This window comes from Corynebacterium nuruki S6-4, from assembly GCF_007970465.1.
GTDB classification, from domain to species: domain Bacteria; phylum Actinomycetota; class Actinomycetes; order Mycobacteriales; family Mycobacteriaceae; genus Corynebacterium; species Corynebacterium nuruki.
In genome coordinates, this window is record NZ_CP042429.1 from 2,495,573 (window position 1) to 2,511,573 (window position 16,001).

At 69.8% G+C, this 16,001-nt stretch carries 14 protein-coding genes; 4 read left to right on the top strand and 10 right to left on the bottom strand.

Annotated elements, in window-relative coordinates; all coding sequences use genetic code 11:
- Positions 1 to 124: 124 nt before the first annotated feature.
- A complete protein-coding gene (locus FSW06_RS11090) occupies positions 125 to 1,639 on the bottom strand; it encodes a basic amino acid/polyamine antiporter (RefSeq protein ID WP_010120475.1) in 1,515 nt (504 codons plus the stop codon).
- Positions 1,640 to 1,675: 36 nt separating this feature from the next.
- Positions 1,676 to 3,043 (bottom strand): alpha/beta fold hydrolase, encoded by a 1,368-nt coding sequence (locus FSW06_RS11095; RefSeq protein ID WP_010120474.1) that lies wholly within the window; start codon positions 3,041 to 3,043, stop codon positions 1,676 to 1,678.
- 716 nt (positions 3,044 to 3,759) lie between these two features.
- Between FSW06_RS11095 and FSW06_RS11100 the strand changes: the two genes are divergently transcribed.
- A complete protein-coding gene (locus tag FSW06_RS11100) occupies positions 3,760 to 3,972 on the top strand; it encodes a hypothetical protein (protein ID WP_139024466.1) in 213 nt (70 codons plus the stop codon).
- Positions 3,973 to 3,986: 14 nt separating this feature from the next.
- On the opposite strand, the gene FSW06_RS11105 is transcribed toward FSW06_RS11100, so the two are convergent.
- Complete coding sequence (locus FSW06_RS11105) at positions 3,987 to 5,183, bottom strand: winged helix DNA-binding domain-containing protein (RefSeq protein ID WP_010120472.1); 1,197 nt, start codon at positions 5,181 to 5,183, stop codon at positions 3,987 to 3,989.
- A 23-nt stretch (positions 5,184 to 5,206) separates the two neighbouring features.
- On the opposite strand from FSW06_RS11105, the gene FSW06_RS11110 reads away from it, so the two are divergent.
- Positions 5,207 to 6,133: an exodeoxyribonuclease III gene (locus tag FSW06_RS11110; RefSeq protein ID WP_010120471.1), complete on the top strand. Its 927-nt coding sequence runs from the start codon at positions 5,207 to 5,209 to the stop codon at positions 6,131 to 6,133.
- Here the strand turns inward: FSW06_RS11110 and FSW06_RS11115 are convergent.
- The 7 genes from FSW06_RS11115 to FSW06_RS11145 all read right to left on the bottom strand — a co-directional run bounded on the left by FSW06_RS11115 (position 6,118) and on the right by FSW06_RS11145 (position 13,169).
- The gene (locus FSW06_RS11115) at positions 6,118 to 7,206 is read right to left on the bottom strand and encodes an LLM class flavin-dependent oxidoreductase (protein WP_010120469.1); all 1,089 of its coding nucleotides are present in this window, start codon (positions 7,204 to 7,206) and stop codon (positions 6,118 to 6,120) included. The genes FSW06_RS11110 and FSW06_RS11115 overlap by 16 nt on opposite strands.
- Before the next feature lie 205 nt (positions 7,207 to 7,411).
- Positions 7,412 to 7,984, bottom strand: a complete 573-nt coding sequence (locus FSW06_RS11120) for a hypothetical protein (RefSeq protein ID WP_010120467.1) — start codon at positions 7,982 to 7,984, stop codon at positions 7,412 to 7,414.
- 92 nt (positions 7,985 to 8,076) lie between these two features.
- On the bottom strand, positions 8,077 to 9,267 hold the full coding sequence (locus FSW06_RS11125) for an NAD(P)-binding domain-containing protein (protein WP_010120465.1): 1,191 nt from the start codon (positions 9,265 to 9,267) through the stop codon (positions 8,077 to 8,079).
- Positions 9,264 to 10,736: an alpha/beta hydrolase gene (locus FSW06_RS11130; protein WP_029449494.1), complete on the bottom strand. Its 1,473-nt coding sequence runs from the start codon at positions 10,734 to 10,736 to the stop codon at positions 9,264 to 9,266. The genes FSW06_RS11125 and FSW06_RS11130 overlap by 4 nt, the downstream gene beginning before the upstream one ends.
- A gap of 2 nt (positions 10,737 to 10,738) precedes the next feature.
- Positions 10,739 to 11,098: a hypothetical protein gene (locus FSW06_RS11135; RefSeq protein ID WP_139024465.1), complete on the bottom strand. Its 360-nt coding sequence runs from the start codon at positions 11,096 to 11,098 to the stop codon at positions 10,739 to 10,741.
- 176 nt (positions 11,099 to 11,274) lie between these two features.
- Positions 11,275 to 11,571 carry a hypothetical protein gene (locus FSW06_RS11140; protein ID WP_010120459.1) on the bottom strand — a complete coding sequence of 99 codons (297 nt, stop codon included), beginning with the start codon at positions 11,569 to 11,571 and terminating at the stop codon, positions 11,275 to 11,277.
- Between the two features lie 95 nt (positions 11,572 to 11,666).
- Positions 11,667 to 13,169 carry a SulP family inorganic anion transporter gene (locus FSW06_RS11145; protein ID WP_010120457.1) on the bottom strand — a complete coding sequence of 501 codons (1,503 nt, stop codon included), beginning with the start codon at positions 13,167 to 13,169 and terminating at the stop codon, positions 11,667 to 11,669.
- 325 nt (positions 13,170 to 13,494) lie between these two features.
- Between FSW06_RS11145 and FSW06_RS11150 the strand changes: the two genes are divergently transcribed.
- On the top strand, positions 13,495 to 14,952 hold the full coding sequence (locus tag FSW06_RS11150; RefSeq protein WP_010120455.1) for a phosphatase PAP2 family protein: 1,458 nt from the start codon (positions 13,495 to 13,497) through the stop codon (positions 14,950 to 14,952).
- Positions 14,953 to 15,014: 62 nt separating this feature from the next.
- Entirely contained in the window at positions 15,015 to 15,947 is a 933-nt protein-coding gene (locus FSW06_RS11155; RefSeq protein ID WP_010120453.1) for a carbon-nitrogen hydrolase family protein, read from the top strand.
- The last annotated feature ends 54 nt before the right edge of the window (positions 15,948 to 16,001 follow it).

A 16,001-nucleotide genomic window follows, 5' to 3' on the forward strand; every position in this document is an offset into this window, starting at 1 on the left:
ATAGTGCATGTTCCAGAACGATAGCAGGGATGCGTGGCGTAGGCCACAGTTTCCGGAAAAGTTCCGGGTCAGGGGATCGGCAGTGCGCCGGGAGCCGTCGCCGGGCCGGCACCGTCCGCCGGGATCAGTCCAGCGTGACGGTCCCCTGGACGATGCCCACCACCGCAGCCACGGCGGCGATGATGACGACGGCGGAGATGAACCACTCGAAGGCGTTGAAGATCCGGCCGCCGTGGCGCAGCCGGGTGAGGACGTAGGCCACCATGCCCGGCACGACGAGCACCATCCCCAGCAGCACGAACTTCGGGTCCGCCGCGTAGAACAGCCACAGTGAGTAGGCCACACCGACCGCGGCGATGATCCCGTGCAGCAGGTTCGCGCGCCGGGCCACCGCCGGACCGTCGAGGTTGAACTTCGAGCCGGCGTCCGGGTGCCGGAACCCGCCGCCCTTCGTGGCGAGCAGCAGCAGGTACAGCGCGGCGAACAGGTACGGGATGAGATACAGCGAGGTCGCCAGCTGCACCATCGTCGTGTAGGCGGACTCGTTGAGGAAGAACACCACGATGAACAGCTGGATGACGACCGCCGAGAGCAGCTGGGCGGCGACCGGCGCCCCGTTGGGGTTGATGGTGCCGAGCTTCTTCGGCAGCAGTTCGTCCTGCGCCATCATCGTCAGCGGTTCCGCACACAGCATCTGCCAGGACACGTAGGCGCCCAGCACCGAGATGCACAGCCCCGCCGAGATCAGTCCGCCGCCCCACGGGCCGACGACCACCTTGAGGACCTCCGCCATGGAGTTGTCGCCCATCTGGGCCAGATCCTGCCGTGAGGCCACACCGTAGGACAGGAAGCTGACGAGCAGCAGCAGCACGAACACCGCGAGGAAGCCGAGCAGGGTGGCCAGGGAGACATCGCGCCGGGTTTTCGCCCGACGCGAGTAGGCCGAGGCTCCCTCGATGCCGATGAACGCCCACACGGTGAACAGCATCATGCCCTTGACCTGTGTGGACAGGCTGGCGGAGTGGTCGCCGGCCCCGGTGCCGTCGGACCCGAAGGTGGCGAGGCGACCCCAGAAATCGGCGGTGAAGATCTCGGTGTGGAAACCGACGAAGGCGACGAGGATGAGGAACGCGGCGATCGGCAGCAGCTTCGCCACCGTGGTGATGATGTTGAGGATCGCCGCCTGCTGGATGCCGCGCGCCAGGACCGCGAAGATCACCCAGTTCATCACCGTCACCGCCAGCGCGTTGACCAGCAGGTTCCGGCCGTCGAACAGCGGGATGAAGTACCCCAGTGAGCTGAAGAACAGTGTGGCGTAGCCGACCTGCGCGATGATGGACGCCAACCAGTAGCCCCAGCCGGAGGCGAAACCGACGAAGTCACCGAGACCGGCGCGGACGTAGCTGTACACACCCGAGTCCAGGTGCGGCTTGCGCAGCGCGAGGGACTGGAAGACGAAGGCGACGCAGAGCATGCCCACGCCGGTGATCGCCCAGCCGATGACGGCGGCACCCGGGGAGGCCACATTGGCCACGTTCTGCGGCAGGGCGAAGATACCGGAGCCCACACAGGCGCCGAGGATCAGCGAGATCAGGGTGGGGAGGCGGACAGTGCCTTTACGGTCCCGGGTTTCATTCACGGGATCTCAGAGTATCCCACGGACCGGGAAACGACCTCAGTGGTCCAGCGCCAGCTCCCGCAGGGTGCGGAACAGTGCGGCACCGTCCACGCCGAGACCGTTGTGCTCCCACCGGTTCGTCACGTGCGGACGCAGCCCCCCGATGCCGGACGCCGTCTCCATCGACAGTTCGAAGGGGACGAAGATGTCGTCGAGGTACACGGCCGCGGCGCTGCGGATCCCGTTGTCCGCGGTGGCGGCCAGGGTGTCCGCGTCGTAGAGCGGCGTCCAGTCGTCCTTCGCTGCGAGGAGCTGCGCGACCTCCTGCCACGGCTGCAGCGCCGGATCCTCGGCGAACAGCCACGGCCGGATGTGTTCGCCGAACAGGTGGACCGGGTCGGTGGCGGCGTCCGGAATGGCGTCGGTGAAGCCGGGCAGCTGGTTGCCGATGCGGGACGCCGCCCACCCGGTCGCGCGGTCCATGCCGTAGATCGATTCGTGGAGGACCGCGTAGAGCGGGGCGTCGGCGAACCGGACCTGGTCGGCGACACCGAGCAGGAAGGGGGTGCGCAGCCGCTTCTCGCCGCCGACGGTGTGGAACGGCTCCTCCAGCAGGTAGTTGAGCGTGTCGAAGCCGCCGGTGCGGCCCAGGTTCATCCCGGTGAGGCGGAAGCGGCGGGAGGACAGCCGGGACCCGTCGGCGAGGAACTCCTCATGGGTGTCGAGGTGCCGGCAGATGTCCCGGATGAGCTGTGCGGTGCCGGGGAACTGCGCGTGGAACCGCTCGTCGCGCACCGCGGTCTTCGCGTAGGTGGCGCGGTAGATGTCGTCGATGCGGGTGTGCGGGTCGGCGGCGAAGCCGGGCAGCCCGCCGGTGAAGAACGCCTCGGAGACGCCCTCGGGGTGCCGGGAGAGGTAGGCGGTGATGCAGAATCCGCCGAAGGACTGGCCGAGCAGGGACCAGGGCTTCTCGCCGAGGGCCTCGCGCAGCAGTTCGGCGTCCGCCACGATGGCGTCGGCGCGCAGGTGGGTGAGGTAGTCGGCCTGCTCGTGCGCGGTGGCGCCGAGCGCCTCGGGGGTGGCGGCGTCCACCGGGGTGGAGCGGCCGGTGCCGCGCTGGTCGATGAGGATGACCCGGTAGTTCTTCAGGGCCTCACCCAGCCAACCGCCGATCTCCCGGGTGGGGGCGGTCGGACGCAGCGCCCCGTGGCCGGGTCCACCCTGGAGGAACAGGAGGGCGGGGAGGTCCTCGCCGCCGTCGGGGACGTACTCGCGGGCGAAGACGTCGATCGTGCGGGGGCCGGTGGTGGTCGTGCCGGCTGTGCCGGCGAGCTCCGGGTGGACGAGCGGCGCGGTGAGCACGTGCTCCTTCACGGTGTGCCCGTGACGGCGGGTGACGGTGGAGGTGAGGTTCGCTGCGGTCATGGGTCCGGTTGTACCCGGTGCGGTCCGGCTGTGCGTCAGATGGTACCGGCTGCGGGGCCGTCAGCCGGCGCGGGCGTGTCGATTTGACTGCGTCCGGACGGGGTGCCACTATAAAGGTGGAAAGAGGGAGCCTCGCAGACGCGGATACGCGGTGCGGGGCTTTTGTCGTGTCCGGGGGCGGGGCGTCGGGTTAATGGGGGTCCCTCAGTCTTGTTCAGGGGAGAGTTGTCCCGAGCTGACCCGATTCTGCGTTTCCGGTCCGACGGAACTGACCGAACCGGGTCAACTCGGGTCACCACGACGTCCTCGGGACGACCGTCCGGCCGGTGGCAGCGCAACCGTCGGCACGGCAGGCCAAAACGCCGTTCACCACCGTCTCCGGCGTAGTTTTGGCCTGCCGGCCGAACAGGTGGCCTGCCGGCCGAACAGGTGCGCTGCCGGACCGGACGCCGCGGCCGGGTTACTGGTCACAAGGCGTGTCCCCCGGGCCGGTTGTGCGACGACATGTCGACGGTGTACCGAGCTGACCCGGTTCGGACGATTCAGTCCCCCGGAAACGGCGGAATCGGGTCAACTCAGGTCAACTCGGGTCACGGAGCTCGGGGACAGTGCGCTGATCACACATACAGAGGTACCGCTGGTGAGGGCACTGACACTGGACCAGGAGGGCAGGAATAACGGTCGGAAACAGATCGCACCCGGAGAGGAGCGGAGTCATGGCGACGCAGGACACTCGATTGAGCGAGGCACAGGAAGCGCACATCCTCCACCTGAAGGCGCAGGCCGCGTACAACGCGAACAAGCACACCAACGACATCCTGCCCCGGTGGGTCTACGAGGAACTGGGTACGGACGTCCCGGCCGACGCCACCGACGAGCTGCAGATCATGCCGAAGAAGCGGTGGTGGCAGCGACTGAAGGCGTCCTGATCAGGGACAGGAGATCACCCGTCGACGGTGAGCACCACCCGGTCCACACCACGGAACGGGCCGAGAGACTCTGCCTCCTGCTCCAGGGCTTCCACGGTCGACGGGGAGAGGGGGCTGAAGGGGGAGACCGTCACTGTCAGCGACCTCCCCGACTTTTTCGGACGCCACACTCCGGCGATACGGCCGCCGACAAGGATCGTCCCGGGCGCTCCGACCGGGGCCCACACCGTCCGGTGGTGCTCCTTCGCGACGAGGGTTTCCCGGTCGCGGCACTGCGTGTAGGGGTCACGGGGCGGGAGGAACCGGACGGCGTCCCCCGGGAACGACGCGTCCCCCAGGAGATCATCCACGTCGGTGGTGAGGGCCCAGGCGCGGCGTCCTGCGTGGTCAAGCTCGGTGAGTTCGTCGGCCAGGAGATCCCACCAGGCCTTCGCGTCGGTGGCGGTCACCCCCTGCCACGCGGCGAAGTCTGAGCGGGTCGACGGACCGTCACAGTGCAGGTAACGACGGAGCAGTTCCGTGCGTGCCGCCGTCGGTTCCATGGTGGGGAACGGGGCACCGCACCACTCGTCGACGAGCGAGAACCGGCTGCCTCGCCCGGGGACGATGCAGATCACCCCTTCCAGTGTGAGGATCCGGAGGACGAAGTGCACCACTGCCTCACCCACCGGTTGCCCCGCGGCATGGGGTCCCTCGGAGTCCCAGACGTCTCGGGCAGCCTCGGGCAGGTGCCCGGCGACCCGGGGCGCGATCTCCCCGCCCAGTTCGGTGACGGTGAGCTGTCGTCCAGCGAGGACATCGTGGATCTCCTCCCGCACCAGGGCAGTGGCCCTGTCGAGAGTGAGGGAAAGTTGGTCGAGGTCACGCTCCACGCCACGGATCAGGTGCAGGCGTCCGGCTTCGGTCGGCGGGAGGACACCGGTGGTGAAGACCGCGGCGTCCCGCGTCGGAATCAGGAACGGGGCTCCGCGCATCGACCAGGTGGTGACCAGAGACTTCTGCGTGCTGACCGCAGCAGAAAGATCCTCCGGGGTGAGGTCCACGCGGGCATGCAGGGCCAGTGCCGCGGAGCCGGGCGGGCTGTCCTGGATGCCGCAGGTGCCCACCGCCTGCGCCAGTTCCGTCACCGGAGCACGGTCCAGCAGACCGTGGTTGCGCAGTCGGAAGGCGATGACCTGGTCGGTGGTGACGGACGGCGTCTGGGAAGTCACGGCTCCACGGTAACCTCACCGGCATGCTCCGTATCGCCACCGCCAACATCAACGGGATCCGTGCCACGCAGCGTCGGGGGTTCGGCGACTGGCTGGACACGCGTGGCTGTGACGTCGTCGCGCTCCAGGAGGTCCGGGCGCAGGCCGACAAACTGCCCGACAACGCTTTCGGGAGCTACCACGTCGCCCTGGAGACCGGGACCATTTCGGGACGCAACGGGGTGGCCGTCCTGACCCGGGAAGCACCCGCAGCGGTCCGGACGTGGAGCGGTGGGGCGCTGCTCGGCGGCCCGCATGCCGCACCGGACGACCTGCGCGACGTGCCGGCCGTCGACCGGGTGCCGCTGGCGCGGAAGCTGCGTCCCTTCATCGCGCAGGGACGCTACATCGAGGTCGACCTCGCCGATGCCCCGCTCACGGTCGCCTGTCTCTACCTGCCCAAAGGCGGGTTGCCCGCCGAGATGCAGCGGCCGGAGCGGATGCGGGAGGCACCCGACGGTGGGGCGCACTACGAGCGGAAGATGGGGTTCCTCGCCGGCTTCGGACGCTATCTGACAGCCACGCGCCGGGCGGCTGCCGCCGACGGCCGGGAATTCCTGCTCATGGGGGACATGAACATCGCCCATACCCGCCGGGACCTCGCCAACTGGCGGCGCAACCAGAAACATGACGGCTTCCTCCCCGAGGAGCGTGACTGGTTCGACCGGCAGCTCTCGCCCCGCACCCTCGTCGACGTCGTCCGGGCGCTGCACCCGGACGAGGACGGGCCGTACTCGTGGTGGTCCTGGGCGGGGCAGTCCTTCGCCAAGGATGTCGGGTGGCGCATCGACTACCACCTCGCCACACCCCGGCTGGCGGAGACGGCGGTGGCGGACGCCGTGGACCGGGACTTTCGTGGCGTCCGGCTCTCGGATCACTCGCCGGTTGTCGTCGACTACGCCAGCGGGTAGCCGGTGACCGGGCCGGCGGTGTTCGGCTCCCAGCCGAGCTCCGGGGCGACATACTCGGCGAAGTTCTGCAGGATGCGCAGGTTCGCGTCGATCCCCAGCTGGCTGGGGATGGTGAGCATGAGGGTGTCCGCCTCCATGAGGGCGGTGTCCTTCTTCAACTGCTCGACGAGCTTGTCCGGCTCATCGGTGTAGGTCCGGCCGAAGGTGGCCTGGCCGTCGTCGATGTAGCCGATACCGCCCTCGTCGCCGCCGATGCCGAACATCCGCATGTCCTCCTCGGAGGTCACCGGGATGATCGACCGGGACACCGAGGTGCGCGGCGTCCAGGTGTGGCCGGCTTCCTTCCATGCCTCACGGTACTGGCGGATCTGTTCGGCCTGCAGGTCCTCGAAACGGTCGCCGTTGGCCTCGGTGAGCAGGGTGGAGCTCATGAGGTTCACCCCGTTGTGGGCGGCGCGGACGGCCGTGTCGCGGGATCCTGCGCCCCACCAGACGTGCTTGTGCAGTGACATCGAGTGCGGCATGACCGGGACCGGGACGTTCGGGTGGTACATCCGCGGGTACTGCTGGTCGAGCGGCAGGGAGGTGGCCATGCCCTTGCCGTCGACGGCGTCGAGGAAGCGGGTGAACTTCTCCCGCGCCATCTCCTTGCCCTTGGGGTCGTCGGCGGCCGGGTGGTAGCCGAAGGACTCGTAGCCGCGGTCGACGGGCTCGGGTGATCCCCGGGACACGCCGAGGGCGACTCTGCCGTCGGACAGCAGGTCGAGCTGGGCGGCCTCTTCAGCGAGCTGCAGCGGGTTCTCGTAGCGGATGTCGATGACGCCAGTCCCGACCTCGATCCTGCTGGTGCGCGCCGCGATGGCGGCGAGCAGCGGCATCGGGGCGGAATGCTGCGGTGCGAAGTGGTGGACGCGGAAGTATGCACCGTTGACGCCGAGTTCATCGGCGCCGACGGCGATCTCGAGCGCGTTCTTCAGGTTCTCTTTTGCGCCGGGCATGCGACGGCCGGCGCCGCTGCGTTCAGCGGCGGAGAGGTCGTAGTGCCCGAAGCTGAGGAAGCCGAAGGCCTTCATGTGTGCTCCTCCATGGTGTTCAGTGTCTGGCCGGTGGCCTTTTAGTTGATGTATCAACTATATGTCGGTGGGGCCGGGACCGCAATACACATGACCGGGCAGGTCGCACCTTGGGACCACAGGACCATCTGACGCGGGAAAAGCGTCCTCCGGTCCCAAGCTTCCGGCACCGGAGGTCAGACTGTCAGGGTCAGGCTGTCAGGGGTCAGACCGTCAGGTGACGTGCCTGGAGGTTGACGGAGACTCCACCCTCTCCGACGTAGGTGTGGAGAGTGTCGGCGGTGGTCACACCGGGCAGGTCGACGGTGGCGACCGGGACGCCGTCGGCGGTGACGGTGAGGACGCCGCCGTCCAGCGTGGCGGCGTAGACGACCTCGGCACCGTTGAACCGGCCCCGGTCGGTGAAGCTGCCGTCCGTGGTGTCGGGAACCGGAGCCGGCTGAGCCGCCGGGCCGCCGGGCAGAGTGACGGGGACGATGATGTCGAGCAGACCGATGACCTTGTCACGGTAGTCCTGGATGATCCACTGCGAGTTCTTCTCGTCGGCGGTGACGTTGACGTAGGCGGTGGAGACGGTGCCCTTGTCGGAGAGGAAGAGCGGACGGCCGTGGACGTCGATGCCGGCGGTGTCGGACCCCGGGGCGACGGCGGCGACAATGTCCCGGACGGTGCCCTCCCGGTCGTGCTGGGCGGAGAGCTCGGCGGAGATACCGGCGGCGGCGAGTCCTCCGACGAGGAGGACGGAGGCGGACAGACTGACGATGTGTGATGTCTTCATGGGACTCACGCTACGGCCGCCACGGGGGTCAGCGAATCAGCCTCCGGTCTGAATATGCAGGTCAGTCAGGGTCATACCGGAGGATGAGGTGATCATCCCGCCAACCGCTGCGCCGCCTCCCGCCCCGCCAGCCGACCGGCCCGGTTCGCCCCGATCGTCGAGGCGGTAGACCCGTAGCCGACGAGCAGCACCCGCGGATCTTTCGCGACCGTGACCTCGTCGGACATCCGGATGCCGCCGCCCTCCGGCTCCCGCAGGTGCAGCGGGGCGAGGTGGTCGAGCGCGGGCCGGAAACCCGTGTTCCAGAAGACCGTGTCGATCTGCTCGGCGTGTCCCGGCGGGAACGGGACCCAGCTGTCCGGCTGCGCCAGTGCGGGGGAGCCGTCCGGTGCCGTCGCCGCGGCGTCCCGCAGCGCCTGTGCGGACTGGTCGCCCCAGACGGCGCGGTCGGTGGTCAACCGCCCGATCATCCCGCGGGAGACCAGCACCCCGGACGCCACCGCGGCGAGGTACTCCGGCCAGGGCGGGATACCCGTGTTGCGCACCACCGATTCCGGACGCCGCCCGCTGTAGGTCGCGGCGCGCACCCGCTCCTCCACGCCGTAACCCCACCGCTGGTCGAACTCCTCCCGGGTGAAGTTCGGCGGCCGGCGCGTCGCCCAGAACGTCTGTGCCGCCGAGCCTGGCTGGTGGAGCTCCAGCAGGAACTGCACGGCGCTGAGCCCCCCGCCGACGACGAGGACGCGCTGACCGGCGAAGTCCTCTTTCCGCACGTAGTCGACGGTGTGCAGCTGACGGCCGGTGAAGTCCGCGATGCCCGGGACGTACGGGATGTAGGGGTGGGTCCAGGTGCCGGTCGCGTTGAGCAGCAGCCGGGTCCGCACGGTGGTGCAGGTGCCGTCGTGCAGCACGGTGAGCTCGAGAGGCGCGTCCGGTTCCGGCCCGGTGGAGTGCACACTGACGACCCGCACGGGCCGGACGACATCCAGCCCGAACCGCCGCTCGTAGGCGCCGTAGTAGTCCGCGACGAGGCGGGACGCCGGGACGGTCGGATCAGGGCGTTCCATCGGCATGCCCGGCAGGTCGGCGATGCCGTGGGCTTTGCCGAGGGTGAGCGAGTCCCACCGCTCCCGCCAGGCGCCGCCCGGCCCGTCGCCGCTGTCGAGGACGAGGAGGTCGGTGCCGGGCTTCACCCCGCGGCGCACCAGTTCATGGGCGGCGGCGAGTCCGGCCTGTCCGGCGCCGACGATGACGGCGGGCACCGCGTCCGGGAGTGTGGTCATGGCCCCCAACGTAGTTTCTCCAGCACCTGCTCGTCGGAGAGGTAGGCGCTGTGGGTGTCCAGGTCGCCGCGCAGCCACAGGTAGCCGTCGGTGACGGTATCCCAGGCGCGGTGGAGGGGACCGCCCCGCCTGTTGTCCCCGATGGCCCCGTTGACACTGTCGACACCGTCGACACTGTCCGCGCCGAACAACGGGGACGCCGGATCTCTGCCGTGGAGTCCGTGGACCGGACCGGTGGCGAGTCCGATGAGGTCGCCGGGTTCATCCCGGACGTGGACCTCGGCATGCCCGTCGGTGGCGTGGAGGTTCAGGGCGCCGGCGGTCGGCGCCACCATCCCCGGACTGCCGAGAATCTGCAGGGTGTCCGCCTCGAGTCCGGCACTGAACGGCATCGCGGCCGTGCCGGTGAGGGTGGTGCCGTAACTGTGGGCGATGATCTGCAGGTCGGCGTCCTCCCGGGTGGTCTCACGCAGTTGCCGCTGCGCCTTCCGGAGCGCCGGCGCGCCCACGATCGCGTGGCCGGGCAGGGCGCCGGTGAGCAGGTTCCCCGGTGCGGTGTAACCGTGCCAGGCGACGACGGCGTGGCCCGGACCGGCGATGCGCCCGGCGGCTGCCGCGGTGCCGGCGACTGCACCGCTGCCGGAGGACCCGACCCCGCTGACCAGGGTGGAGACCGTCCGTGCCTCGGCGAGGTCGCCGACCACCACCGCGGGCGAACCGGCGAGGTCCATGACGGCCACCCCGACCACGTCGGGGTCGAGACCACGCAGGGCGAGACTCTCCCGGGCCCGGTCGACCGCCGAGGTGAGTTCGGCCTTCCTGTCCGCACCCAGGGTGGCGTCGAGCTCGGCAGGGAAGACTGCTGCCCCGGCCGCCGCCCGCGCCGGATCGCGGGTCAGTTCCGCGACGGCGCCGGGGGAGAACTCCACCGGACTGACCACCGGCGGCCGGTCGACGTCGCAGGTGACGGACACGGCGCCGCCGGCCAGTGAGTCCTGCAGCATGACGTACTGCATGACCTCCTGCAGGACCGCGGTCAATGCCGCGGCGGTGCCGGCGACGAGGTGACCCGCCGGGCCGGGGACGGCGGCGAGCAGACCGGTGACCGCCCCGGCCGTACCGCCGCCACCCGGACGGACCGTGCCGTCCGGGCTGACATGCATGCCGGTCGTCCGGGCCGCCGCGAGCACCGCGCGGACGATCCCCTGGGCGACCGCGAGCGCGGCGGTGTGGGCGCCGGTCATCACACCGACCGCGGTACTGCGGAACCCGGCGACGTCGGCCTGGTTGGTCGAACTGTCCACCCGGTGGCGCATGGCCTCGGCCGCGGTGCCGTCCCAGCCGGGGAACTCCGCGGTACCGCGCAGCTCACCGGCGGTACCGCACAGTGATGTCCCACCCCGTCGCCACCGGTCGGCGATGTCGGTGACATGCCCCAGGTCCGCATGTTCGATGTCACGGATGTCCACGGTCATTCCCCCGTGCCGGTGCTGCCGTCGCCGCTGCCACTGCCGTTGCCACTGCCGCCGGCGAACGAGTCCACCGCGGCGGCCTCCGCACCGGTGACCGCGGCGACGAAGGAGTGCAGGTCACCGGCGCAGACATCCACGGCCGCGGCCTCGCCGTCGAGGGCCGTGCCGACCTGTGCCGCACCGTCGCGCAGTGCGGTGCACAGCCGGCCGCCGGGCAGGTCCCGTGCCTCGGCGACTGCGCCACCGAGCATCCCGGCGGCCTGTGTCAACGCCTTGGCGTGCCCCGTCAGACGGTGCGCCGCCGCCGTCACCGACGTCGGCTCCACCCCGAAAATCCGCTCTGTTCCCTGTCCTGTCATGACCCCTCCCGGGTGCGTTGTCGCCCCGGTGTGTCCCGGGCCGGTGCACGCACACTACGACAGGACCGGCGGGAGTGGTACCGCGACGGCCCGGGACGCCGCGTTCTGTGGACAACTCACGACAGATTCGGTCCGGGGACCGGCGTGTCGTGGCGGTGTCCTGTGGACAACTCCGGTCAGGTGGGGCAGTTCCCGGGCAGGGACGGGACGATGTCCGTGAGGAAACACAGTGACAGGAACCCCACCGTCGAGCCGAGGACACCGGCGAAGACCGAGCCCTGGGCGATGCTGTCGAGCGGTGGCGGAAGCTCCCCGGCGGCGTCGTAACTGTCATTCGAGAACTCGATGGGGCTGGCCGAGGGCCGGTCCGGGACATCGGGGGCTTCCGCCCCGGCGGCGGGGACGGCGGCGAATGCGGTGCCGACGGTGAGCAGGCCGGTGGCGGCGACGGTGGTGAGGCGGCGTACGGACATGGGGTGGTCCTTTCTCCGGTGTCCTTTTTCTGGGGAAATTGTCTCCGTGTCGCCCGACCCTACGCTGCTGTATCTTGGCCGCAACCCCGCAGCGGCTACCCCAGCCGGCCCTCCAGCCGGTCGAGGTAGCCGCTGCTCGTGGCGTCCAGTCCGGTGAACTCCACGGTCTTCCCACGGCGTTCGTACTGCTCCCGGACGCCCTGCAGGGCGGCGACGGTGGAGGAGTCCCACACCGTCGTCGCGGAGAAATCGACCGTCACCGCCGCGGGGTCGCCGGCGTAGTCGAACTGGTACACCAGGTCGTTCGAGGAGGCGAAGAACAGCTGTCCGGCGACCCGGTAGGTGCCCTCCCCGGTCCGCTCCACCCGGGTCAGGTGCGCGACGCGCCGGGCGAAGGCCACCATCGCGGTGAGCACGCCGAGGATCACCCCGACGGCCAGGTTGTCGGTGACGACGGTCGCGACGACGGTGACCAGCAGGACCACGGTCTCCGAGCGCGGCATGACCCGCAGGGTCCGCACCGAGTTCCAGTCGAAGGTCGTGAACGCGACGACGATCATCACCGCCACCAGTGCGGCCATCGGGATCCTGCCGACGACGTCGGACAGGCTGACCGACAGGATGATGAGGAACAGGCCGGCGAGGAACGAGCTGATCCGGGTGCGTGCCCCGGCCTGCTTCACGTTGATCATCGTCTGGCCGATCATCGCGCAGCCGCCCATGCCGCCGAAGAACCCGGTGACGACGTTGGCGATGCCCTGGCCGACGGATTCGCGGGTCTTGTCCGAGTGGGTCTCGGTGATGTCGTCGACGAGCTTGGCGGTCAGCAGGGATTCCATCAGCCCGACCAGTGCCAGCGCCACCGCGTACGGGGCGATGATGCCGAGGGTGTGGAACGTCCACGGGATGTCGGGGATGCCGAAGCCGGGGAAGGTGTCCGGCAGTTCGCCCTGGTCGCCGACGGTGGGGACGTCGATGGACAGTGTCACGGCCGCGAGCGTGACCAGCAGGATGGACGCCAGGGGCGCGGGCACCTTCGTCGTCAGTTTCGGGAACAGGGCCATGATCACCAGGCCGCCGATGACCAGCGGGTACACCTGCCACGGCACGTTGAACAGGTGCTGGAGCTGCGCGGTGAAGATGAGGATCGCCAGGGCGTCCACGAATCCGACCATGACGGAACGCGGGATGAACCGCATCAGTTTCGCCACGCCGAGTGCACCCATCACCATCTGCAGGACGCCGCCGAGGATGACCGTGGCCAGCAGGTACTCCACGCCGTGGTCGCGGGCGACGGGGAAGATGACGAGGGCGATCGACCCGGCGGCGCCGGAGACCATACCGGGGCGGCCGCCGAGGACGGCGGTGACGCAGGCCATGGTGAAGGCGGCGTAGAGGCCCATCCGGGGGTCGAGTCCGGCGACGATGGCGAAGCTCAGTGACTCGGGGATGAGCGCGAAGGCGGTGACGAGTCCGCCGAGGATCTCGACGGTGAGGAGTTTCGGACTCTTCAGCGCGGTGAGGACGGACGCGGGGGCCGGCTGGGCGGACGTGGTGGACGCGGTGGACGCGGCGGGCTGTTCGGGCTGTTCGGGCACAGCGTGATGGTAGTCGCTGCGGGACCCGGACGCGGTGTCGGTTTCCCGAACCGAGGGGTCGGCCGGCTCCTGCGGCTGTTGGGTTCACGAATCGGTGTGCTGTTGGAGGACAGAAAATTCGACCTGTCGGTTCGTTCCGCGGGCATCGGGCCCCAGTGTCGGACCCAGTGTCGGACCCAGTGTCGACCTCAGCCCCGTCAGCGGCGAGGATCTCGTGGTCGCCACGGTGTGAGGCGCACCGTGCACCACGTATTCACCCACTGTTCACCGCATCCCGGCCCCGCCGGTCACCCGGTGTACACGGCGACGGCGCACCATACGGTCCATGCGAACACGCTCTCTCACTCTCTCCCTGCTCGCGACCGTGACCGCCACTGTCGCCGCGACCTCTGCCCTCACCGCGTCCCCGGCTCTCGCGGACACCCCGCCCGGCCCGGACCGGACCGCCCTCATCGACGAGTTCTCCGACTGGTGGACCGCCGCCGACTATGACGGTGACAGCGACGCAGGAAAGCTCGCCACCGCCTTCAAGGGCGACGTCACCGACAAGGGCGCCGACGTGCTCAAAGCCAACGACGGCACCCTGCTCGGCATCAACCACGCCGCCGCCGCGGACCCGGACCAGTCGCTGCGCGCGCTGGAGGACGCCGACATGATCTGGACCGAGACCCTCGGGGACGCCCTCGGCCCGGTGCTCTCCGGCTACTTCACCGACGGTGTGGAGCAGGGGAAACTCCCGCTGACCAGTGCCGTCATCGAGACCGGTGAGGACAATGCCACCACCGGGGACGCGAAGACCGACTTCAACTACCCGCGCCCGTTCCTGCAGACCGGGGACCGGGACAGGGGGAGTGTCGGCGACCGTTCCCGCAACGGCGAGAACGACCTGAAGGGGCTGGACGCCCAGCTGGACATCCACCGCATCCCGGACCAGGGCACCCGTCCGGACAACGGGGCGCCGCACACCGCCGGCTACGACACGTTCGCCGGCGTCGGCGAGAAGGGTCTCGACGGGATCAACCAGGCCTTCCCCTCCGGCCACACCACCTACGCCTACGGCATCAGCCTGCAGCTGGCCGAACTGCTGCCGGAACTCGGCCCGGAGATCCTCACCCGGGGCTCGGAGGCGGGCAACAACCGCATCGCCCTCGGCGTCCACTACCCGCTCGATGTCATCGGCGGCCGCATCGAGGGCCACGTCAACACCGCCACCCAGCTCGCCGACGGTGACTACATCGCCGGCACGCTCGACCCGGCCCGCGACGAACTCGTCGGCTACCTCGAGGACCGCTGCGAGGCCGACGGTCACGGTGCCACCCTCGACGCGTGCATCGGGGACACGGACGCCAATGACGCGGGCGGCTACACCAACCCGTTCACCGACCCGGTCTCCACCGCCCCGGTCACCGACCGGGCCAGCGCCCTGCAGGCCTACCAGGCGCGGATGACCTACGGTTTCGCGCCGACCTCACTGGACAACCGGCCGGCCCAGGTCCCGGAGAACGCGGAGAAGCTCCTGGCCACCGCGTTCCCCGAGCTCAGCGACGCGCAGCGCCGCAGTGTCCTCGCCGCCACCGAGATCCGCTCCGGTTCCCCGTTGGACGCCTCCTCCGACGGCTGGGCCCGCATCAACCTGCCCGCCGCGCTGAGTGCGAGGGTCACCGTCGACTCGACCGGTGCCGTCACCGGCGTGGAACCGGGACAGGACGCCCCGAGCGTGGTCAGTGCCGATGTCCCCGGGCAGCCGGCCGGGTCGCTCGGATCCCTCGTCGGCAGCCTGTAGCCCACCTGTAGTCCAGCCGTGTCCACCTGTGCCCTTCTGCGTCCTGCCGTACCCTGGTGACCATGCGCATCGCAGCAATCCAGATGAGCTCCGTGCCCGACGTCGCGAAGAATCTCGCCGCCATCGTCCGGGCCGTCGGTGAGGCCGCCCGTCACGGCGCCGACCTCGTGGTCTTCCCCGAGGCGGCGATGTTCCCCTTCGACGCAGGACGCCTCGACGTCATCGCCCAGCCCCTCGACGGACCGTTCGCGACCGGGGTGAAGAAGGCGGCACAGGACAACGACGTGACCGTCGTCGTCGGCATGTTCACCCCGGCGGACACGGTCTACCGGCTGCCGTCGGGGGAGCTGCGGACCGAGGCGCCGACGAATGCGGGGGAGGCGAACCACTTCCGGCGGGTGAGCAACACCCTGCTGATCACCGGCCCGCACGGCACCGACCACTACGACAAGATCCACACCTTCGACGCGTTCGGCTACCGGGAGTCCGACACGGTCAAGCCGGGCAACCGGCGGGTGGTCTACGACATCGACGGGGTGACCATCGGCCTGGCGACCTGCTACGACATCCGGTTCCCGGGGCATTTCTACGCCCTGGCGAAGGCGGGGGCCACGGTCATGGTCGTGCCGACATCCTGGGGTGACGGGCCGGGCAAGCTGGAACAGTGGCGCACTCTCACCGGGGCCCGCGCCCTGGACACCACCAGTTACCTCGTCGCCGCCGGCCAGGCGCGTCCCGGGTCGCCGGACCGGTACGGCCAGAATGACGGGCCCACCGGGATCGGTCACTCGGTCGCGGTCGGTCCGGACGGGGCACGCCTGGCGGAGACCGGCTATGTCGCCCAGATCCTCGTCATCGACATCGACCCGAACCGGGTGGAGAAGGTCCGGAAGGGCCTGCCGGTGCTGCCCGGGCATGACCGCGACCTGGCGGTCAGCGGTGTGGACCTCGATGACCTGCGGAATCTCGGGGTGCAGCCGCTCGGGAAGAACTGACCGGCCCGGCTGGCCCGGCTGGCCCGGCTGGCCCGGCTGGCCCAGTCGGCACAG